Raw genomic sequence first — 20899 nt, forward strand, 5'->3', positions numbered from 1 at the left:
CTGATGGAAGCAGTCAAGATTGTCCTCGAGCTGGCGGTAGTGCTCGGGGCGATTGTCATGGGTACCAGATCGAGCGGTGTCGCTCTCGGTCTGTGGGGCGGCGCAGGTGTTGCCGTCCTCGTGTTCGTCTTCGGAGAGGACGTCGGCAGTCCGCCGGTCGACGCTCTCCTCATCGTCCTGTCCGTCGTCCTCGCGTCGTCGATGATGCAGGCGGCCGGTGGTATCGACTGGATGGTCACCATCGCGGCCAAGTTGATCGAATCTCGCCCGAAACAGATCACGCTGATCGCGCCGTTGGTGTCATTCCTGTTCTCGGTCGGTGCCGGCACGTCCAACATCCTCTACCCACTGCTCCCCGTCATCTACGACGTCTCGTACAAGAACGGTGTGCGGCCGTCACGACCGCTGTCGCTGTCAGTTGTCTCGACCGGTGTGGCGCTGGCGTGTAGTCCGGTGTCCGCGGCAATGGCGGCAATGGTCACGCTGACCGACGTGCCGCCCTACGATTTCGAACTCATCGACATCATCAAGATCACCTTCCCGGCTGCTGTTGTCGGCATCGTCCTTTCCTCCATCGCGGTCAACCGACTCGGCAAAGATCTCGCCGACGACCCGGAGATACAGGCGAAGATGAAGTCGGGCGAATTGGCCGGACCTGGTGCAGCCTCCAAGACCGAACTCGTCTCGACGAAGACCGGACGAAACGCGGCACTGATCTTCCTCGCCGGCGTCCTGGCTATCGTGATCTTCGGCCTGTTCAAGGGGATTCGTCCCGAAGCTGCCGACGGTACTCCGATGGGGATGACACCGATCATCGAAATGCTGATGTTCGTCGTGGGTACGTTGATCCTGCTGGTGTGCCGCCCGAATGTCGCCGACGTGCCGTCGTCGACGGTGTTCCGTGCCGGTATGGTCTCGGCCATCGCGCTGTTCGGTCTGGCATGGCTGACGGACACGTTCATCAGCGCCCATTCCGAGCTGATCACGAGCACCGTCGGCGACTGGGTCAACGCCGCGCCGTGGATCTTCGCGCTCGGTGTCTTCCTGGTCTGTGTACTGACGACCAGTCAGTCGACCGCTACGAGGACCATCGTGCCGATCGGTCTCGCTGCCGGGATTGCACCCGGTCTGGTGAGCGGAATGTGGGCCGGAGCGTTTGCCGGCGTCTACCTGTTGCCGACAAACGGTTCGCAGATCGCGGCTGCGAACTTCGACCTCTCGGGCAGCACGAAGCTCGGTTCCAAGCTCGTCGACCACTCGTTCTTCCTGCCGACCATCATCTTGGCCGTCACGACGATTGCGGCCGGCGCGTTGTTCGGAGTGGTGCTCGGTTGAGTATTGCGACTGAGTCAGCCCTGAGTGACAGCGCTGAGTCAGCTGTTGCGGTAGTGGTCCCAGCTCGCCTTGCACGCGTGGGCGAGCTGGTCCACCCGTTCGGCGTCGGGTGTAGGCCAGTCGACGCCGGGTTCCATGATGTAGGCGGCCAGTTCGTCTCCCAGTAGGAATTCTCGTTTGAATTCGGCCTGAACCGCGCTCAACGTGATCCCGGCTTCGGCGGCGCGGGCGCTCAATTCGGCGAATCTGGCTCCGGCTCGAATGATTTCGAAACTGCCGAGGTACGGCTGATTGAGAGCGACGGCATCCGGATCGTCGACCTGAAATCCCTTGCGATGTGAGATCGCAAGTGTGCGAATGAGCTCCGGATCCATCGTCACGGGATTGTCGCCGCGTCGATTGCCGTCGTGGTCGCCACGATTGGAGAGCGCGACGACGTCGGGGAGCCGATCTGCTTCCGGCCGTTCGACATTGACGGCGCCGTCCTGCCGGGTGGTGTGGTTCATCGTGTCGTGGAACGACAAGGTCGTGAACGATCGACCGAGTTCGAAGCTCTTCGCCACCATGGCTTCGATCAGTGCGTCGCGAGTTCTCTCGTAGACGCCCAAACCGTGTTCAGCTGTCTCGGTGAAGGTCTCGGCGAGGTCCTTCCAGCCCGCGTCGTCGGTCGGCTCGAGCAGCAGGGGGTAGAACGAGAAGGTGACAGGGCGAACTGCGTCGACGCCGGTGAGGTCTGCTTTGTTGCCTGCACCGGCCTTGTGGACGCGGGCGAATGCTTCGCGCAGTGACGCTTCCAGGTTTTCGGGCTTCGCACGGTTGGGATCGCGAATCATGCGAGGGTGCGGATTCTCCACGTATACGATGCGCGAATCGATTTCGGCCCAACGGCGCACGATGGGACTGGTGGACATGTCGGTGAAGTCGAATTGCAGCCGCTGTGTGAACTCGGGTGCGAGAAAACGTGAGAGTTCTGCTGGAATCGCGGAACCCGAGTGTGGGCAACTGACAAGAAGGTCGGCTTCGGCGATGGCGTCGTCGAGACTGCGGGAGTCGCGATCGGCATAGAACGTCAGGTCCTCCGGCGTGAACACGGTTCCGGCCGGGATGAGTACTGGTTCTCCACTGGTCATGAGCCCCAGCGTAATCGAGTACAACCGTGCGTACTCAGTATCCGCTGAGTCGTTCCACGAGAGCTGTTTTGATCTCCGGGCGACCAGCCGCGACAAGAGTGAAGGTGGCTTCACGCATGAGCCGCTCGGGGGTGTTGCTGCCGACCAGAGCGCGGCTTCCGGTCGCAGTCACGAGTCCGGCCGACGCGCGTATCGCAAGTTCCGACGCTCGGGCGCGGGCGGCCGACATGTCGCCGCCGCCGCGCAGTGCTGCATCGAGATCGGCGCGCGCCCGGGTGGCTTGTTCCTTGAACGCGTCGGTGTCGACTCCCAGATCCGCGAGTTCGGTGACAGCGCGGCGGGTGATGCCCATGGCCATCGCGCCGTTGAGCCACAAGCCGGGGAGCTGGGTGCTCTGGAATTGTTCGTCGCTGACGACAGCACAGACGTCGGTATCGGGAATTTCGAAAGCGTCGAACACGATTCGGACGGTGTTGCTCCCGCGCGCCGCGATCAGTGGAAGCTCCTCGATCGTCAGACCCGGGGCCTCGCCTACCGGTACGACGGAATGAACGATGGAATTGTCGAACTCGTCGCGCGCCGACACCAAGAGAACATCGACGATGCCCCAACCGGTGACGAAGGGTGCGATCCCGTCGAGGACGTAGCCGTCGTTCACCCGCTTCGCCCACAGGAGCGGTGGGCGGGGGATGGCGCCGGCATAGGCAACCCCACCGCGAATCGTGCCGGAAACCAGACCGTCCCAGTATTGTTCGCGCAGAGGTGCATTGGGACTCGCCGCCAGGGCTCCGACGACGCCGTGATGCTGCATCCAGGTGAACGTCGTCGCGAGGCAACCGCCGCACAAGGTTTCGAGGACCTCGACCAGTTCTTCGCTGCTGGGGCCACCCTCACCGAGGGCGGCGATGCCGTAGAAGCCGTCGGCGGCGAGCGCGTCGAAATGGCTGCTGGGGATTTCTCCGTCGGCGTCGACGCTGTCGGCGACGGGAAACAGAACGGTATCGGCGATTTCGCGCGCAAGTTCCGGCCACATGGTCACGCTGTCAGGGTAAGCCGTGAGCCGGGGGTTGTGGTGTGGAACTACAGCCGCGCATCTAGAACGAGGGCGGCGAACTCACGATGAGGAACCTCGCGACCGCATCGGTGCGATTGAACCACCGGTGCGGGATGGTCGAGGTGTAGAGGAGGGTGTCGCCAACGTGAAGAACGTGATGCTCGTCCAGTCCCACCTCGACCTCGACAGATCCTTCGAGAACATGAATGAACTCTTCGCCGGCGTGCTCGGTGTGCTCACCTGCCTCGGAATGAGGTGCTGCCGTGATCTCGTTGGGTTCCATGGTCCGTGAGCCGGTGGAGCAGAATCGAATCACCGAATCGTGTGCCAGTTCGAAGGTTCGCCCCTCGCCGGCGCGGACGAGGCTGGACGGAGTTCGCTCACCCTGTGCCAAGAGTGCGTGCGCCGTGGTGCCGAGCGATTGCGCGAGGCGATGAAGGTTCATGACACTGGGTACTGCGTGGCCGTTTTCGGTCTGGCTCAGGAAGGGCTGCGACAAGCCCGACTTCACGGCAACCTCGCGCAACGTCAGTCCGGCTTCTTTTCGCGCCGTCCGCACGGCAGCCCCGATTGCGGTCGCTATCGCCTTCTGGTCGTCGTCCATGTGCCGAAGATAGCAGTGCTCTGGTGAAAGTTTTGATTACACAGACGAAACAAATTCGACCACGGTAAGAAATTATCGACGTGCTGAATAGTCCCGTACACGAAACACTTCCAGCTTCGGACGGAGATCGGCGCATGGCCATCCATCCTGTCGACCAGCGGCTCCCATTTGCCCGCCAGTCTGCTTTTGCTCTTCAGCACGTCCTCATCATGTACACCGGCTGCATCACGGTCCCGCTGGTTTTCGGTGCCGCCGTAGGGCTGGACCGCAGCACAGTCGCGATGCTGATCAGCGCGGACTTGCTCGTTGCAGGCATCATCACGATCATTCAGAGCCTGGGCGTCGGGAAGGTCGCCGGTGTCCGGCTGCCGATCGTCTGCGGGGCGACCTTCGCCGGGCTGACGCCGATGATTCTGATCGCCAAGGAGTACGGCCTGCAGGCGGTGTACGGGTCCATGCTGGTCGGTGGCGTAGTCGGCATTGCCTTGGCCGTGCCGTTCGCCAAGATCGTCCGATACTTCCCACCCCTGGTTACCGGCGTCGTCCTCACAGTCATCGGCATCTCGTTGATCGGTGTCGCAGGAGGACTGATCGTCGGAAACGACCCCACCTCCCCGTCGTTCGCCGACCCGAAGAATCTGGCGCTGGCTGCCGCAGTCGTTGTGGTCGCGGTGGCCTTCATCTGCCTCGGCCGCGGGATGTGGACGCAGCTCGGTGTACTGATGGCGCTGGTGATCGGCACCGTGATCGCCATCCCGATGGGCCTGATCGATCTGAGTGGCGTCGGCGGCTCGGCCTGGGTGGGCTTCCCGATGCCGTTCCACTTCGGCGCTCCGGAGTTTCCCGTCACCGCCGTGGTGGCGATGAGTATCGTCATGGCAGTCGTCTTCGCAGAATCGACGGCGAGCATGCTGGCGGTCATCGAGATCACCGGAAAGCCTTTGAAGAAAGCAGATCTCGCACGAGGGCTGGTGGCCGACGGGATGTCGGGAGTTCTGGGCGGAATCTTCAATGCCTTTGTCGACACCGTTTTCTCGCAGAATGTCGGCGCCGTTGCCACGACCCGGGTGTACAGCCGGTACGTGACCGCTACCAGCGGTGCCATTCTGATCGTCCTCGGCCTCATCCCGCGAATGGGTGAAGTGGTTGCAGCCCTGCCTGATCCGGTGGTCGGCGGCGTCGGAATCATCTTGTTCTCCACTGTCGCCGTGGTCGGAATCAACACGCTGCGCAAGGTCGATCTCAGCGACCCGATCAACACCACGATCGCCGCTGTATCGGTGGGGATCGGTATTCTTCCGGAATTTGCGGAGGGGATGTTCGAGCGATTCCCCTCCTCGGCTCAGATCCTCCTCGGTAGCGGCATCACCTTGGCTGCGGCCTCGGCCTTTTCGCTCAATCTGCTGTTCAATCACACCCGACTCGGTGAACTCGCGAGGCGATCGCGAGAGAGCCTCCATGCCACTGCAAAATCTGAACCCGCCACCAGCTCTGCAGGAGACGCCAGTGTCACAGTCCCAGTCTGATCCCTTCGAAGTGCCCGTCGTCGACATCTCGCCTTACGTGCTCGGTGGTGCCGACCAGGACAAGGCGCGAGTGGCTGCCGAAGTCGACCATGCTTGTCGGACTGTAGGTTTCATGCAGATTCGGGGCCACGGTGTTCCGGCCGCTGTTTCTTCCGGCCTCGCCGAAGCGATGGACGACTTCTTCGGGCTGCCGATGGAGACGAAGTCGGGCTACCGAATCGAGGGCGCGAATCGTGGGTACAGCCCGCCCAAGAGTGAGTCGCTGAGCCTGAGCCTCGGCGTCGAATCCGCGACCAGAATGAACGACTTTTTCGAGGCCTTCAACGTCGGAACCGAAGCCCGATCATTCACCGAACTCGAACTGTCGGAGGACGATTACGGAATCAACCTGTGGCCCGCAGTGTCTGGTTTCACGGAGCGGGTGGAGAATTACTACGCCCATGGCGAGCGGGTGGCACGCACACTGACCACCATTTTCGAAGATGCGCTCGGGCTGACCCCAGGATTCTTCGAGTCGATCACCGACCACTCCATCGACGTACTGCGGATGAACAACTACGCGTTACCCGAAGGGACGGTGACGTTGGACGGTGAGTTGAAGGGGATGGGCGAACATACCGATTTCGGGCTGGTCACCGTGCTGTGGGCGGATCAGGTCGAAGGTTTGCAAGTACTCGGGAGCGACCGACGCTGGCACGATGTCTGGCCGCACGACGGCGCGCTACTGGTCAACCTCGGGGATCTCACCGCGCGACTGACCAACGACAGGTGGATGTCCACGCTGCACCGAGTTGCGCCTCCGGTGGTGAACGGCACCATCAAGCGCCGGCGATCGGCGGCCTTCTTCCATGACGGAAACGTCGACGCGGTGATTGCGACCTTGCCGAGTTTTCAGGACAACTCCGGCTTGGAGTACGAACCCATTACCGTTCGCGATCACATCAAGGCCAAATTGGCCGGGTCGAGGCAGGGGAAGTCCAACGCCGCCGCAGGTCGTGAGGCGGCTCGGGTACTTTCGGCTGCAGAGCTCGAGGTCAAGCAGTGAGTGCACGGAACATCGTCCTGATCCACGGAGCATGGGCCGGCGGTTGGGTCTGGGATCGTGTGTGTGGCCCACTGAAATCGGCCGGCTTCAATCCTGTTGTGGTGGAGCTTCCCGGCTCGGGAAGTTGGAACTCAGACGACGTGATCGATCTCGATGTCGTTGCCGAACATGTTGTGGCAGTTGTCGAGTCCTTGGACGGGCAGTGCGCCCTCGTTGGTCACTCCGGCGGTGGCATCGTGGCCTCACAGGTGGCTGAGTTGCTGCCTTCGCGGGTAACGGGTCTTGTGTACGTCGCAGGGATGATGCTTCCATCGCAAACGGACTTCGGGATGCTCTGCATCGAACTCGGTCTGGAAAGTCCGGTCGGGATCTCACGTTGGTTGGTCCCCACCGACGACGGGGATGCGACGGTGGTACCGCCCGAAGCCGGTGCCGCTGTGTTCTTCCACGAAGCGCCGGTGGCTGATGCGATCTTCGCCGCGCGCATGCTCGTTCCACAACTGGAGTCAGCCCGCCTGATGGCACCGGTCTGGACGGAAGAGCGATTCGGAACCGTGCCGAGGTTGTATGTCGAATGCACGCTGGATCGAACCGTGCCGATCGAGGCTCAACGCGCCATGCAGAGACTTGTCCCCGGTGCCCAGGTGGTCAGCCTGGGCACCGACCATGCACCGCAGTTGTCGGCGCTCCCGGAGTTGATCGACGCGATCACCGATTTCGCCCGGCAGGTGTTCAGCCGAACTCGACCCCTTGAGCCAGCGGAAGCTGGTCCGAGTAATTGACGGTATTGGTGGCTCGGCGCATGTATGCCTTCCACGAATCCGAACCCGATTCGCGTCCGCCGCCAGTCTCCTTCTCCCCGCCGAATGCGCCGCCGATCTCCGCACCGGACGTTCCGATGTTCACGTTCGCGATGCCGCAATCGGAGCCGTCGGCGGCGAGGAAGCGCTCTGCTTCTCGCTGGTCGAGTGTGAAGATCGAGGACGAGAGTCCTTGAGGTACGCCGTTGTGCAGCGCAATGGCGTCGTCGAAGTCGGTGTAGGTCAAGACGTAGAGGATGGGTGCAAAAGTCTCCGCCCGCACCACCTCGGTCTGTGCGGGCATACGAACGAGGGCAGGTGTCACGTAGAACCCGGAATCGCCGACGCGGTCCCCGCCACACACCACAGTTCCGCCGTCCGCGCGTGCGGCCGAGAGCGATTTCTGCATCGTCTCGAACGCGGCTTCGTTGATCAGCGGCCCGACCAGAACACCGGAATCGAAGGGACTACCGACCTGGAGTTGCGCGTACGCGGACGCAACGCGGTCGACGACGTTGTCGGCGATCGACTCGTGAACGATGAGCCGGCGCAGTGAGGTGCAGCGCTGCCCGGCAGTTCCAGCGGCGGAGAAGACAATTCCGCGCACGGCAAGCTCGAGATCCGCCGACGGCGTGACGACTGCGGCGTTGTTTCCACCCAGTTCCAGGAGACTTCGTCCGAAGCGCTCGGCGACCCGCGGAGCCACGGCGCGGCCCATCCTCACGGAACCGGTGGCGCTGACCAAGGCCACGAGTGGGTTGTCCACGAGAGCCTCACCGACGCCACGTCCGCCGACGACCAACTGGTGAACGTCGATCGGTGCTTGACAATCCGCGAGCGCGCGTCGCAGGAGCGCGTCACATGCCAGCGCGGTCAACGGAGTGGTTTCCGAAGGCTTCCAGACGACGGAGTCGCCGCAGACCAGAGCGATGGCGGTATTCCACGACCACACCGCGACGGGAAAGTTGAACGCGGAGATGACTCCGACAACGCCGAGAGGGTGCCACGTTTCCGTCAACCGGTGTCCGGGACGCTCGGACGGCATGGTGCGTCCGTAGAGCTGCCGGGAGAGACCGACGGCGAACTCGCAGATGTCGATCATCTCCTGTACCTCGCCGAGAGCCTCCGAGGTGACCTTCCCGGCCTCCAACGTCACGATTTCCGCGAGGTCATCCTTGTGCTCGGTCAGTAAGCTGCCCAGCCGGCGTACGACCGCGCCGCGCGCCGGAGCGGGAACGGTTCGCCAGGTGAGGAACGCACGATGAGCCGCCTCGACGGCGTCGTCGACCTCTCGGCCGGAGTGCTGCCGAACGGTACGCAGTTGCGTACCGGTGATGGGGGTTCGTGCGCTCAGGTCGCCGGCGGGCCACTCGACACCGCACGCGGCAAGGGCGCTTTCGGCGCGATCGGCGAGGCTCGAAGAATCAGGCAGGTTCACTGGGGAGTCCTCTGTTGTTGTGGGCGGGAGGCAGCACGGCACGTGACGCCTCTTGTTGTGCGCGGTACAGCTCGAACGGATCTTCGATGGTGCGGTCGATGGCGCCCTCCAATCGATCCTGCCCGTATTCGGCGCCGGGCGCATCGGAAACGAATCCGGTCACGGAATCGAGATTGGATGCGAAGATCCCGGCCGCGGAGGCAGGTAGGAAGTCCTCGTAGACGATCGGGTCGCGGACGACAACAGTTCCTTCGTTTCGGTACGTGAAGTACGCCAACCCCGCGGCATCGAGTTCGCTTTCGGAGTGCGGAAATTCGCTGTCCCAGTCGGCGTCCTCGGGCGTGGCGATCAGTCGGTCGTAGATCGCTCGCCCGCTGCGGGTCAACGCGATTCCGCGTGCCTCCACCTCGCCGAATCTGACGCGGACGGGCTCAGTGGTGACCGATCCGTCGTGCTGACGGAAGAGTCTGTCTTCGGCCAATGCACGAAACGACGTCTGCCGCAGAAGTAGTGGTGGTCCGCTCCATCTCGGCGGGCCTTGGATGCGGTCGATCATGGTGATACCGCGCTCGGTCATGCGGCGGTACAACTCGTCGATGTCGAGCACTCGCGGGGTGAGGTGATTGACGTGGGTCGAGCCCTGCCCCGCAATGTCTGCAGCGACAGGCGAGATTGCGGCGAGTTCGCGGTACCAGCCCGCGTCGATGGGATCGGTGCCGAGCCGAAACGCCGAGGTCGCTGCATCGACGAACTGTGTCGCCTCGGGCTCCGTCAGGCCGCCCTCGCGACTCGATTGACGTGCCCACTGCAGAAGTTCGGGAGAGAACAGGGTCCGGCGACGCAGAAACCCGGTGATCCGACGCTCGAGGTCGGTGTCGAAGAACCTGGAATCGGAACTGGTCAGCACCGAGGTGAAAACGCGGAACGGGTTCCGGGCGAGTTCGGCGGGATCGGTGGGGCGAAATGCCGTCGAGACAACGGGAATGGGGGAGTCGGTGAGCCGGAGGTCGTAATAGCCGACCGGAAACATACCGAATCCGCCGAAGACGGTGGCTACGTCACGTAGTTCGTCGAGAGTCCCCAGTCTGATGGCGCCGTGACGCTCGGCGCTGACTCTCGCCAGGCTGCCCAGGCGCTCCGCAGAATCCGGATGTTCGGCGGCAAAATCACGGTTCACCTGCATCGTTACATCTACCAAGGTGTTGTAAGCGGGGACCTCGTCGCCATACATCTTGGCGAGGGCCGCTGCGAACCGTGCACGTAGCTCCCAGGTTTCAACCATACGAATGTCCGATTGCGTTAGCCTGCGCAGGTGCGAGAAACAGAAACCAGTGACGTTGCCGGTGTTCCGGTCGACGAAACCGATCGACTTTTGATGCGTGAATTGGTCTTGGACGGCCGTGCCACTCTCGCGAGTCTTGCTGAGAAGGCTGGACTCTCGATCTCCGCAGTCCAGTCGCGAGTGCGTCGTTTGGAATCTCGCAAGGTGATCCGTGGGTACTCCGCGAAGATCGATCCGGAGGCACTCGGTCACAATCTGTCCGCATTTGTCGCCATCACTCCTCTCGATCCCTCGCAGCCCGACGATGCGCCTGCCCGCTTGCGTCATCTGCCGGCGGTCGTCTCGTGTCACTCGGTAGCCGGGAGCGAAAGCTACGTCCTCCTGGTCCGGGTGGCGTCACCTCGGGCGTTGGAGCGATTGCTGCAGGAGATTCGTACGGCAGCCAACGTCAACACACGAAGCACCATCATCCTACAAACTTTTTACGACGAATGACGCTTGTTCAATAACTTTTACGGTCCTCTATCGACACTCCCGGAAAATTGACATAGCCTTCGCGTATGAGTACTGCGATGCGAGACTTCGGTGACAGTGCGCTCTTTCCGGTCTACGACGTGTTGAAGGCCAGCATCCTCGTCGACGGATTCGATCTGATTCTCGACGTCGAAGGGTCGCGGGGTTCCTATCTCCGTGACCTGCGAGACGGAACCGAGTATCTGGACATGTTCGGTTTCTTCGGCTCTTCGGCCCTGGGTATGAATCACCCTGCGATCACAGGCGACGAGGAGTTTCAACAGGAGTTGGCTGTCGTGGCCTCCAACAAGCCGAGTAACTCCGACATCTACACCGAACCCATGGCGCGCTTCGTTGCGGCTTTCGCTCGGGTACTGGGGGATTCGGCACTCCCACACTTGTTCTTCGTCGACGGCGGAGCCCTGGCGGTGGAAAATGCACTCAAGGTTGCCTTCGACTGGAAGAGTCGGTGGAACGAAAGCCGTGGGTTGTCAGCAGATCTGGGGACAAAGGTCCTGCACCTGACCGAGGCTTTTCACGGCCGCAGTGGCTACACGATGTCGCTCACCAACACCGAACCGGGCAAGGTCGCGCGATTCCCCAAGTTCGACTGGCCACGTATCGACTCGCCGTACCTGGCAGACGGCCGCGATGTCGAAGCTGCGGAGAGGCAAGCTCTCGATCAAGCGCGCCGAGCTTTTGCCGACAACCCCGACGACATTGCCTGTTTCATCGCCGAGCCGATCCAGGGCGAGGGCGGCGACCATCACCTCAGGCCGGAATTTCTGCAGGCGATGCAGGAGTTGTGCCACGAAAACGACGCCCTCTTCATTCTCGACGAAGTACAGACCGGTTGCGGAATCACCGGAACTGCCTGGGCCTACCAACAATTGGGTCTGAGTCCGGATGTGGTGGCGTTCGGCAAGAAAACGCAGGTGTGCGGAATCATGGCCGGCGGGCGCGTGGATGAAGTGCATGACAACGTGTTTCACGTCAGTTCTCGGATCAATTCGACGTGGGGTGGCAACCTCACCGACATGGTTCGTGCCCGGCGGATACTCGAAGTCGTCGAGCAGGACCGACTGATCGACCGCGTGCGATTCACGGGTGCGCATCTCCTTGCCCGGTTGACCGAAGTCTGCGGGCGGTACGCGGCGGCAACCGAGCCGCGCGGTCGTGGTCTGATGTGCGCGATCACTCTGGAAGACAGTGACCTTCGCGATCGCGTTGTCCAGCGACTGCGAGAAGACGAGCATGTGATGATACTGCCCACCGGGAAGAGAGGAATCAGATTCCGTCCCGCGCTGACGGTGACCACCGGTGAGTTGGACGACGCGGTCGACGCGGTCGAGCGAGTGCTCGAGCGCGAAGTCTAGGCTCTGGCCTGGAGTTCGCTCCACACTCGATCCGGTGTCATCGGTGTGGAGTACATACGCACTCCACACGCGTTGGCTATCGCGTTTGCCAACGCCGGTGCTACCGGATTGAAGGGGGCCTCACTCATCGATTTTGCGCCGAAAGGCCCGAGTTTGTCGTACGTGTCGGCAAACAGTACTTCGGTGATCGGCAAATCTCCGATCTGTGGAACGTGGTAATTGCGTAGCTGAGGATTGATCACTCGGCCTTCTTCGATGACGATTTCCTCCGACAGTGCAGCGCCGAGGGCCTGTCCCACACCGCCTTCCACCTGCCCTCGCAGTTGTGCCGGGTTCATGACGGTGCCGGCATCGGCGGCCTGAACCGACTGCAGGATCTTCACCCGGCCGGTATCCGTGTCGACGGCAACGCGAAAACCGTGAACGTTGAACGAGACCGAGCGCGGTGTTCCGTCGTGGCGACCGTCAGCGGCGAGCGGGCCACCTTCGAGTAGCGTCGCGAAATCGAGGCAACCGTGGGACGTTTCGACACCGTCCGGCGAAAGGTCGTCGATCTGCGCGCCGCGACCGCTCGATCGCACCGCACGGGTCAGTATCCGCTCGCGAAGGCGCTCGCAGGCGATCAGGAGCGCCTTTCCGGCGACCACCGTTCCTGTCGACCCGAATGCTCCGGTGTCGTATCCGCCGGCATCGGTGTCGGATTGAACAATCGTGATGCGATCGACTGTCGTCCGCAATTCGGTGGCCGCGATCTGCTGGTGAATCGTAGTGGTTCCGTTGCCGAACTCAGCGGTGCCGATGTTCACGACGTACCGACCGTCGGCCTCGAGTGCGACGGTGGTGTCGGAGAAGTGACCACGCGGCGGGATCGTCGCGATCATGGCAATTGCCATGCCCCGACCGATCTGCCAACGCGACCCTGCCGGTGCAGCCTCTCCGCGTCCGCTCGACAGTGCACTGTCGACGAGGTCGATGCACTGGTCCAGTCCGTAGCTGCCGAATTCGAGATCACCGTCCTCGACGTGCCAGTCGACAAAATCGTCTCCGGGAACGACGACGTTGCGCCGCCGAAACTCGAAGGGGTCCATGCCGAGACGATCCGCGAGCTGATCCATGGCCGACTCGACGGCGAAGATGATCTGGCCGAGCCCGTAACCACGAAAGGCCCCGGAGGGAACGTTGTTCGTGTAGACCGCTTCGGCGTCGACGCGTTTGGTCGCAGCGCGATAGACCGCCATGGATTCGGCGCAACCATGGAACATGACTCCGATCGAATGGTTCCCGTACGCCCCCGCGTCGGAAAGGACGTCGATAGCGAGCGCAGTGAGAGTTCCGTCGGCGTCGGCGCCCGCACGCACCGATACTCGCATCGGATGCCGTGACGGTGCGATGGTGAACTGATCGCTGCGGCTGAACTCGTAGGCTACGGGCTTGCCGGTCTTCAAGACGGCCAGTGCGACCAGATCCTCGGTGAGTAGTTCCTGCTTCCCGCCGAAACCCCCGCCTACCCGTTTTGCGAACACCCGGATTCGGCTGCGATCGAGATCGAAGATGTGGGCCAATTCGTCCCGAACCAGAAACGGCACCTGTGTGCTGCTTCTGATGACGAGACGGCCCTCCTCGTCGAGCCACCCCACTGCGCCGTGAGTTTCCAAGGCCACGTGCTGGACTCGCGCAGTTTTCCACGTACCTTCGACGACTGCAGTCGCATCCGCGAGCGCACGGTCCAGATCGCCGACGCCATCGTGAAGCGCGGCAACCACGTTGCGAGGGGCCTCGGCGATCCGCGAGCTCTCGTCCTTGTCGCCGTGCAGGAGTGGAGCGCCGGGGGAACGCGCCAGATCTGGTTCGAATACCGCGTCGCGTACCTCGTAGTCGACTTCGATCAGCGAGAGTGCACGTTCCGCCTGCGTCGGGGATTCGGCGATGACCGCGGCTACGCGCTGGCCGCGGAAACGGAGGGTGCTGTCGAACACGCGCGTGTCGTCCGGATCGTCGTTGCGGTCCTCGTGCCGGGCGGTCGAGAACAGCACGTCCGGACTGTCATGAAAAGTGAGGACCGCGGTGACGCCCGGCGCCGCTTCGGCTGCTGCCGTGTCTATCCGGCTTATGTGTGCGTGTGCGTGCGGACTGCCGAGTACTGCGACGTGAAGCAGGTCGACCGGCTTCTCACCCGGGGAGAAGTCCATGGTGTACTGCTCGGTTCCCGTGACGATGCGCGCGGACGCCGGTGCTGCGATCGAACGCCCTTGTGCCCCGCCTATTTTGGCAGTCTCCGTATTGGATGTACCGGCGAGAGCGTCACGAATGGACCGATAACCGGTGCAGCGGCACAGGTTACCTTTCATCGAGCACGCGAGATCGGATTTTTGCTCGACCGACAACGCTGATGCGGTGACTACCATTCCCGCTGTACAGAAACCACATTGGAATCCGCCCGCGTCCACGAATGCCTGTTGAATGGGGTGAAGTTTCTCCGGTGTTCCGAGACCGGAGGCGGTGACGACGTCGCGGCCGTTGATGCGATGGGCGGGAAATATGCACGAATGGGTGGGGTGTCCGTCGACCAGCACCGAGCAGGCGCCACAGTCTCCGGCATCGCACCCCTTCTTGACGGAGTTCGCTCCGTGCTCGCGGAGGAAGGTTCGCAGGCACTGTCCTGGGCGGGGCTGGTCGTCGCGCGGAACTCCGTCCACCGAGTACTTCATTCCAGTTCACCTCGGATTTCTTCGGCAAGAAGCTCGGTCATCGCCTTCCGCCACGGCGCAGTTCCATGGACATCGGTGAAGTAGGCGTCTTCCGGAATCCTGCTGCGCAACGCATCCGCAAGTGCTGTGGCGTCGGGGAGTTCGTCGAATTTGAGAGCGTACGGACGGCGGGTCGCGGCGGTGATCGCCAGCGTGAAACCGTCGGCGCCGCAGCGTCCGGCCACGGCTACGGCCGATCGCCCGAGTGACGTCTGAGCCAGCTTTCGCATCGCGGTACGGGCAGTCAATGCATGCACGGGAATCCGGATACTGCGGATGATCTCGCCGGACCTGAGTACGTTTCGAGAATCGTCGATAACGAAATCGACTACGGGGAACGAGTATTCGGTACCGTCCGGACGCCAGATCGTCAGTTCGGCATCGAGAGCGGTACACAGAGTCGTCATCGCTCCGGCCGGGAAGGAGAGCGCGATGTTGCCGCCGACTGTCGCGTATCGCAACACCTTCCACGATGCGAGTAGTGCGTCAGCGCAGTGTTGGAACAGCGCTGCGGCGCGCCAGGATGCGGGAAGTTCGGCGCGGCACAGTTCCTCGATGGTGCAGGTGGCCGCGATCTCGAGACCGAGATCGCCGACCGCTACAGCTTCCCAGTCGAAGCCCGCAAGGTCGACAAGGGTGGTCAGGTGCGGCTGCGGTTCCGAGTACAGCCAGGTGCCGCCACCGATGAACCCGATGCCGGGTGACGCACAGGGGAGTTCGGCGCGGGTCCGCGGCACCAGAACTTCGTCGACGCTGTGCAGGTCCATCGCGACCTCAAGCCTTTCCGAGTAGATCGCGGTGTGCGCGTGCGACATCCGAGGCCACGACGTCCTCGTCGACGGTGGTGACTCGTCCGTCGGCAACTACGATTCGCCCGTTGACGAGCAGTAACTTCAGCGGGGGAGTCGAGCCGAGTACGAGCGCCGCCACTGGATCGGTGATGCCGGTATGCGCGACGGTGTCGAGTTTCCACACCGCCAGGTCGGCAAGTTTTCCGACCTCGATCGATCCGATTTCGCCCTCGCGGCCCAGAACTCGTGCGCCGGCGATCGTTCCCAATTCCAAGGCTTTTCGCACCGTCATCGTCTGCGGTCCGCCCTTCGCGCGAGCAAACAGAAGTGCATGACGAGACTCCTCGATCAGGCTGCAAGCTTCATTGCTCGCCGCGCCGTCCACGCCGAGCCCCACGGTGACCCCGCCGTTCACCAGATCGGCGGCACGGGCGATACCGGCTCCCAGGCGCGCGTTGGAGGTCGGGCAGTGCGCCGCCGCAGTTCCGGTTCGCGCCATCGTCTCGATACCGGCGTCGTCGAGATGGACTGCGTGGGCGTACCAGACGTCCGGGCCCACCCAGCCGACTCGTTCCATGTATTCGACCGGCGTGCAACCGAAATGCTCGCGGCAGAATCTCTCCTCGTCCAGTGTCTCGGCCAGATGCGTGTGCATACGCACGCCGTTTTCGCGGGCCAGCGTCGCGGACTCGCGGAGCAATGCCTCCGTCACCGAGAAGGGTGAGCAGGGAGCTACCGCGATCTGCAGCATCGATCCGGGATTCGGGTCGTGCCAACGGTCGATCACCGACTGCGTGCCGGCCAGGATGTCATCGAGTTTTTCCACGACGTGATCCGGTGGCAGGCCGCCGGAACTCTGGCCGAGATCCATCGACCCACGACACGGGTGGAATCGAAGGCCGACCTGCGCAGCAGCGGTGATCTCGGCCTCGAAAACGTCGCCGGCGTCGCGGGGAACGACGTAGTGGTGGTCGGTGGTGGTCGTACATCCGGTTTTCGCCAACCACGTGAGGCCGCCGGTGGCCGCCACGTGGACGGCGTCGGCGTCGATACCCGCCCAGACGGGGTACAGGGTGGTCAGCCACTCGAAAAGCGTCGAGTCCGCGGCCAGGCCTCGGGTGATCCATTGGTAGAGATGATGATGTGTGTTGACCAGACCCGGCGTGATCAGGCAACCACTCCCGTCGATCACTTGCGCACCCGGGTATTCGGGTGGCGTTCCGGTGCCGACGTCTTCGATCTTGTTGCCCGAGATCGCCACATAGCCGTCGGAGTACTCGGAGCGGTCGCCGTCCATCGTGACCACATGAGCGCCCGCCACGACGAGTGTTGCCCCGAGAGCTGATTCGGTCACGACAACCAACCGGCGTAGGTGGTCCACGACGGTCCCGCGTCTGGTGCGTCGGATCGGCTGACCGCAGCTTGGATCAGGCCGTACGGACGATCCGCAGCGTGGAACACCTCGTTGTCGTTCTCCACTCCGAAGCGGCCGAGTGCATATTCGAAATGATGCTTGTTGGGTGCGGACAGTCGAACCTCCGCGATGATCGGGAATTCCTCGAGGATTGCCTTGCCGATGTGGAAGAGCGTCTGCTGCAGGGCAAGTGAATGTACCTGTGCGAACTGCTTGACGATCTGTGCCTTGATGCCCGCGTAGACCGATTCCCAGTCGACGTCGGTGGTGACGAATCGCCACTGGGCGACCAACGTCGTCGCCATGACGCGGTCGTCGGTCGGCTCGAGAACGGTGTACGGATCTTCGAGAAAACCCGAGAACTCACTACCGGTCGATTTGAGGATCACGAGGTCCTTCAGGCCGCCGATCACCCATGTCCCGGTATCGGCGATGGTGATCGACGCCGTCCGAACTTCCTGACCCTTCCGAATCCAGGTGTAGTCGTGCTCGCTGCCGTCGACAATCGCACGCTCCCAGGCGTATTCCTCGATCTCGATCCGCGCGCCACTGACCGGTTCGATGTCGTCGACGAAATGACGGGCGAGTTCGAGTCCGTACGTCTCGATCGAGATCAGACCCTTTTCCTTGGCGTAGGAGTAGGCCGTTTGTTTCTGCGTGTCGGTCGGCAGAACCTTCGATTGATCACCGGTGAGGTACGCGTCGGCGAAATCTCCACGCAGGCAGGTGGAGACGTTGATGTCGTGAATTTCGTGACGGGGGGTGTCTCGATAGATTCGGACTACTCGATTTTCCGCTTTGCCGTACTGGTGACCCGATAGTTCGATCGATCCGCTCAACCGTTCGGTGTTCGTACTGCCGGTTGTGATGTTGCCGGTCGTGATGTTTTCGGTAGTCACGTGTTCAGCTCCCGCGATAGGTGGAATAGGCAAAGGGAGACAGCAACAGTGGGACGTGATAGCCCCGTGCCGTGTCGTCCACCCGGAAGGTCACTGTCACTTCCGGGTAGAAGTTTTCTTGTCCGTTGGTCTCGAAATACGTTCCGGTGTCGAAAGTCAGGGTGTAGTGACCGGCGGTCAGGCCACCGGGAGCAAGTTCGGGGATGCGGCCGTCGGAGTCGGTCTCCGCAGTGGTGACGGAGGCGCCGTCTCGATCACGAAGTTCGACGCGAATCCCCGCCGCGGGGTTGCCCGTCGTCGCGTCGAGAACGTGCGTGCTGAGGGTCTTGCTCATGCTGTGCCTCCGGCGAGTGCATCGATCAGACGGGCGAGTCTGATCCGATTGATGGCGGCCAATTCGGTTCGAAGCACGGAACGCTCGGTCGCCGGGTCGTTTCGGAGACGACCTCGAAGGATGTCGAGGAGCTCCGTTCCAGATTTCCCCGACGCGCAGACCAGGTAAACATGGCCGAATGTCTCTTCGTACTCGGCGTTCTTCCGTCGAAGTTCCGCGAGTACGTCTTCTGTCGCCGACGAGACTCCCGACTGTTCACGGGTAGAGGACGCGCTCTCGCTTCGCTCACCGATTCGTGGGTGGCCGGAGAGAGCGTCGTCGATCTCGGACTCGGGAAGCTCGGCCAGCACCGCATCTGCTTTGTCGAACAGAGCTTCCAGATCGGCGAACGGGCGAGACGAGGCGATTTCCTGTGCCCACACGGCGGAATGGCAACACTCGAGCAGCGCCGCGACTGCCTGGTGGTCACCGAGCGCATCGAAGGCTCCGAGACCACTGGAATTCGTTGTAGGCATGTCCACAGGATTACTTGAGCATGTTACGGATCTGTAGCGCAGCAATTACGGGAGATGATGTGTCTCGATCTTATTTCTCCGGCTGCTCTTCCCCGATCACGGTTTCTCGGCGACCGATACATTCTCAGGTATGACCGATACTCCGAAGCTGTCTTCCGTCGTACCGTCCCTGGCGAACCTCCGAGACATCGGTGGCCCCGAATCGAGCTTCGGTGGCACCGTCCGCACCGGGAGCGTGTTTCGTTCCACCGATCTGGCATCGCTCAGTGCGGACGGCGCACAGACCCTCGCCGATCTGGGCATCGTCACGATCTACGATCTGCGCACCGAATCCGAACGCGAGACGGCACCGGATCTGACGCCGGACGGTATCCGAGAAATCGGCCTGGACGTATTGGCGGACAAGCAGTATCGCGCCATTCCGGCTCAGATGCAGCAGATGATCGCCGACCCGGCGTTTGCTGCCGAAGCGTTGGGCAGCGGCCAGGCGCTCGAGTACTTTCAGGGAAGTTACCGCGATTTCGTGACCTTGCCGAGTGCGGTCGCGTCGTACCGGCAACTGTTCGTCGACTTGGCGCAGCCGCCCAGCTCGCCGGCACTCATTCACTGCACCACGGGCAAGGATCGCACGGGTTGGGCAGCGGCCGCGTTACTGCTGTTCCTGGGTGCCTCCGAGGACGCGGTCTTCGCGGACTACCTCGAAACCAACAAGATTTTGTTGCCGATGTTCGCGCCGCTCCTCGAGCGATTCGAGGCCAAGGGGATCGACCCGACCCTGCTCGAGGGTGTCCTCGGTGTCAGGCGCGAGTACCTGGAGGCGTCGATGGCAGAGCTCGCGCAGGTACACGGATCCATCGAGGCCTACTTCACCGACGGCTTGAAGATCGACGCGTCGACCCAGGACCAATTGCGAAGCAACCTGCTCAGCTGATCAGGACCTGCTCGGCTCGTCTCGGCGGGAAGTTCGTCGCCTCGTCACGAGGCTGACGATACCGATCCCGATGGCGATGCCGAGCAGGTCGGCGCTGCCGTCCCAGATCGAACCGGAACGCGAAATGGGCAGCGCTGCTTGAAGAACCTCGGACGTCGCGGCAAAGATCAACAACCACACAGCCGTGAGCCACACCGGGATCCGCGCGTGCAACGAGGTGATCGCCAATACCGCGAACATCAGCGTGTGAGTGATCTTGTCGGTGTTCTCCGGGCTCGAGGGCACGGTGGAACCCGGGGAGAAGAGCATGATCAGGGCAATGACCACGGCGATCGCCAACGGCCAGTATCGGTTGTTCTTCAATTCGTCTGCCCCTCGACGACGACGAGTCCGAGTGCACCTTCGGCGAATCTGGTGACGGCGTCGGCGGCCGTCGTGAGCGCCTCGGTGTGCCCGTCGCGGGCCCAGCCGGTGAGCAGGGCGGTGGAGTCGAGAGGCGTCAGAACGACCTCGGCGAGAAGCTCACCGGTGTTGGGTTGGCACACTGCCCAGGAGTAGACGCTGTTTTCGTGCCACTGAGCGCTTCGCTGACTCACGTAATCGGGGTCGGTGATACCACCATCGGCAAGGGCGGGGCGGTCGTCCACACGCTCGTCTGCGCGTAGTGCGCGTAGATACCAGCCGCCTGCGTTGATCTCGATCGGCTCCATCAGTCGGAGTCCCGCTCGCGGCGGCGCTTGGCTTTGCGTTCCCGGTCGGTACCGAACAGCAGTGCACCGGCCAGGGGAATCGCGAGGAACCACAACCAGGTGCCGGTGACGAAGAACAGGATCACCGCGAGAATCGGGACGACGGCCATGACGCGACCGGACCAGTCGGGGTTGAAGCCTCGCTCCGCCGGCGCGTCGGGAGGCGTCACCATCGACAGTGGAGCGGTGCCGGGGGCTTGGTAGTTGCCCGGAAGATCGGCGAACACCGGAACGAGTTCACTGCGAGTTGTTGCGGCACTGACGATTCCGCTTCTCTCGTCGAACTCGGTGACGGTGAGGCGGCCTGCGGCGAAGTGCTCGCTCAGGAGATCGAGTGCCTGCTCGCGTTCTGCAGTGCCGATGCGAATGTCGGGGACGTCAGCCATCGTTACAGCCTACTCAAACGACTGTGCGCC

21 protein-coding genes are annotated in these 20899 nt (G+C 62.6%); 7 read left to right on the plus strand and 14 right to left on the minus strand.

Features of this window, described 5'->3' with window-relative positions; genetic code table 11:
- Window positions 1–3: 3 nt before the first annotated feature.
- Window positions 4–1335, plus strand: a complete 1332-nt coding sequence (locus tag EHW12_RS10390) for an anaerobic C4-dicarboxylate transporter family protein (protein ID WP_007727257.1) — start codon at window positions 4–6, stop codon at window positions 1333–1335.
- 38 nt (window positions 1336–1373) lie between these two features.
- Here the strand turns inward: EHW12_RS10390 and EHW12_RS10395 are convergent, their stop codons facing one another.
- The 3 genes from EHW12_RS10395 to EHW12_RS10405 are packed head-to-tail and all read right to left on the minus strand — an operon-like array spanning window position 1374 to window position 4123.
- Entirely contained in the window at window positions 1374–2465 is a 1092-nt protein-coding gene (locus EHW12_RS10395; protein ID WP_125050576.1) for an N-formylglutamate amidohydrolase, read from the minus strand.
- A 34-nt stretch (window positions 2466–2499) separates the two neighbouring features.
- The gene (locus tag EHW12_RS10400) at window positions 2500–3504 is read right to left on the minus strand and encodes an acyl-CoA dehydrogenase family protein (RefSeq protein WP_081305324.1); all 1005 of its coding nucleotides are present in this window, start codon (window positions 3502–3504) and stop codon (window positions 2500–2502) included.
- A gap of 55 nt (window positions 3505–3559) precedes the next feature.
- On the minus strand, window positions 3560–4123 hold the full coding sequence (locus EHW12_RS10405; protein WP_007727247.1) for a cupin domain-containing protein: 564 nt from the start codon (window positions 4121–4123) through the stop codon (window positions 3560–3562).
- 134 nt (window positions 4124–4257) lie between these two features.
- Here EHW12_RS10405 and EHW12_RS10410 point away from each other — a divergent pair, with 134 nt between their 5' ends.
- Genes EHW12_RS10410 through EHW12_RS10420 form a run of 3 tightly spaced genes read left to right on the plus strand, consistent with a single transcriptional unit; the run spans window position 4258 to window position 7476 of the window.
- Window positions 4258–5649: a nucleobase:cation symporter-2 family protein gene (locus EHW12_RS10410; RefSeq protein ID WP_125050578.1), complete on the plus strand. Its 1392-nt coding sequence runs from the start codon at window positions 4258–4260 to the stop codon at window positions 5647–5649.
- Window positions 5630–6694 (plus strand): 2-oxoglutarate and iron-dependent oxygenase domain-containing protein, encoded by a 1065-nt coding sequence (locus EHW12_RS10415; protein WP_125050580.1) that lies wholly within the window; start codon window positions 5630–5632, stop codon window positions 6692–6694. Before EHW12_RS10410 ends, EHW12_RS10415 begins: the two co-directional genes overlap by 20 nt.
- Entirely contained in the window at window positions 6691–7476 is a 786-nt protein-coding gene (locus EHW12_RS10420; protein WP_050654887.1) for an alpha/beta fold hydrolase, read from the plus strand. The genes EHW12_RS10415 and EHW12_RS10420 overlap by 4 nt, the downstream gene beginning before the upstream one ends.
- On the opposite strand, the gene EHW12_RS10425 is transcribed toward EHW12_RS10420, so the two are convergent.
- Both EHW12_RS10425 and EHW12_RS10430 read right to left on the minus strand, forming a co-directional pair.
- A complete protein-coding gene (locus tag EHW12_RS10425) occupies window positions 7427–8932 on the minus strand; it encodes an aldehyde dehydrogenase family protein (RefSeq protein WP_116056927.1) in 1506 nt (501 codons plus the stop codon). The genes EHW12_RS10420 and EHW12_RS10425 overlap by 50 nt on opposite strands.
- The gene (locus EHW12_RS10430) at window positions 8919–10214 is read right to left on the minus strand and encodes a VOC family protein (RefSeq protein WP_064074932.1); all 1296 of its coding nucleotides are present in this window, start codon (window positions 10212–10214) and stop codon (window positions 8919–8921) included. The genes EHW12_RS10425 and EHW12_RS10430 overlap by 14 nt, the downstream gene beginning before the upstream one ends.
- Before the next feature lie 30 nt (window positions 10215–10244).
- On the opposite strand from EHW12_RS10430, the gene EHW12_RS10435 reads away from it, so the two are divergent.
- Together EHW12_RS10435 and lat are read left to right on the plus strand one after the other, a co-directional pair.
- Window positions 10245–10709 (plus strand): Lrp/AsnC family transcriptional regulator, encoded by a 465-nt coding sequence (locus EHW12_RS10435; RefSeq protein WP_003940830.1) that lies wholly within the window; start codon window positions 10245–10247, stop codon window positions 10707–10709.
- 65 nt (window positions 10710–10774) lie between these two features.
- Window positions 10775–12103 carry an L-lysine 6-transaminase gene (gene lat, locus EHW12_RS10440; protein ID WP_116056926.1) on the plus strand — a complete coding sequence of 443 codons (1329 nt, stop codon included), beginning with the start codon at window positions 10775–10777 and terminating at the stop codon, window positions 12101–12103.
- Here the strand turns inward: lat and EHW12_RS10445 are convergent.
- The 6 genes from EHW12_RS10445 to uraD all read right to left on the minus strand — a co-directional run bounded on the left by EHW12_RS10445 (window position 12100) and on the right by uraD (window position 18803).
- Window positions 12100–14811, minus strand: coding sequence for a molybdopterin cofactor-binding domain-containing protein (locus EHW12_RS10445; protein WP_125050582.1), 2712 nt, complete (start codon window positions 14809–14811; stop codon window positions 12100–12102). The two genes, lat and EHW12_RS10445, sit on opposite strands and share 4 nt — an antisense overlap.
- A complete protein-coding gene (locus EHW12_RS10450) occupies window positions 14808–15617 on the minus strand; it encodes an FAD binding domain-containing protein (protein WP_030535037.1) in 810 nt (269 codons plus the stop codon). Before EHW12_RS10450 ends, EHW12_RS10445 begins: the two co-directional genes overlap by 4 nt.
- 7 nt (window positions 15618–15624) lie before the next feature.
- Window positions 15625–16938, minus strand: a complete 1314-nt coding sequence (locus tag EHW12_RS10455; RefSeq protein WP_241199171.1) for an 8-oxoguanine deaminase — start codon at window positions 16936–16938, stop codon at window positions 15625–15627.
- Between the two features lie 53 nt (window positions 16939–16991).
- On the minus strand, window positions 16992–17894 hold the full coding sequence (gene pucL / locus EHW12_RS10460; RefSeq protein WP_030535035.1) for a factor-independent urate hydroxylase: 903 nt from the start codon (window positions 17892–17894) through the stop codon (window positions 16992–16994).
- Window positions 17895–17958: 64 nt separating this feature from the next.
- Window positions 17959–18288, minus strand: coding sequence for a hydroxyisourate hydrolase (uraH, locus tag EHW12_RS10465; RefSeq protein ID WP_007727227.1), 330 nt, complete (start codon window positions 18286–18288; stop codon window positions 17959–17961).
- Window positions 18285–18803 (minus strand): 2-oxo-4-hydroxy-4-carboxy-5-ureidoimidazoline decarboxylase, encoded by a 519-nt coding sequence (uraD, locus tag EHW12_RS10470; protein WP_042922194.1) that lies wholly within the window; start codon window positions 18801–18803, stop codon window positions 18285–18287. Before uraD ends, uraH begins: the two co-directional genes overlap by 4 nt.
- A gap of 130 nt (window positions 18804–18933) precedes the next feature.
- Between uraD and EHW12_RS10475 the strand changes: the two genes are divergently transcribed.
- Complete coding sequence (locus tag EHW12_RS10475; RefSeq protein ID WP_007727222.1) at window positions 18934–19734, plus strand: tyrosine-protein phosphatase; 801 nt, start codon at window positions 18934–18936, stop codon at window positions 19732–19734.
- On the opposite strand, the gene EHW12_RS10480 is transcribed toward EHW12_RS10475, so the two are convergent.
- Genes EHW12_RS10480 through EHW12_RS10490 form a run of 3 tightly spaced genes read right to left on the minus strand, consistent with a single transcriptional unit; the run spans window position 19735 to window position 20869 of the window.
- Window positions 19735–20097: a VanZ family protein gene (locus EHW12_RS10480; RefSeq protein WP_042922147.1), complete on the minus strand. Its 363-nt coding sequence runs from the start codon at window positions 20095–20097 to the stop codon at window positions 19735–19737.
- A complete protein-coding gene (locus tag EHW12_RS10485; RefSeq protein WP_003940792.1) occupies window positions 20094–20444 on the minus strand; it encodes a hypothetical protein in 351 nt (116 codons plus the stop codon). Before EHW12_RS10485 ends, EHW12_RS10480 begins: the two co-directional genes overlap by 4 nt.
- Complete coding sequence (locus EHW12_RS10490; protein ID WP_003940708.1) at window positions 20444–20869, minus strand: DUF1707 domain-containing protein; 426 nt, start codon at window positions 20867–20869, stop codon at window positions 20444–20446. The genes EHW12_RS10485 and EHW12_RS10490 overlap by 1 nt, the downstream gene beginning before the upstream one ends.
- Window positions 20870–20899 lie beyond the last annotated feature (30 nt).

The sequence above is a fragment of the Rhodococcus sp. NJ-530 genome, assembly GCF_003860625.1.
Taxonomy (GTDB): Bacteria; Actinomycetota; Actinomycetes; order Mycobacteriales; family Mycobacteriaceae; genus Rhodococcus_F; species Rhodococcus_F qingshengii.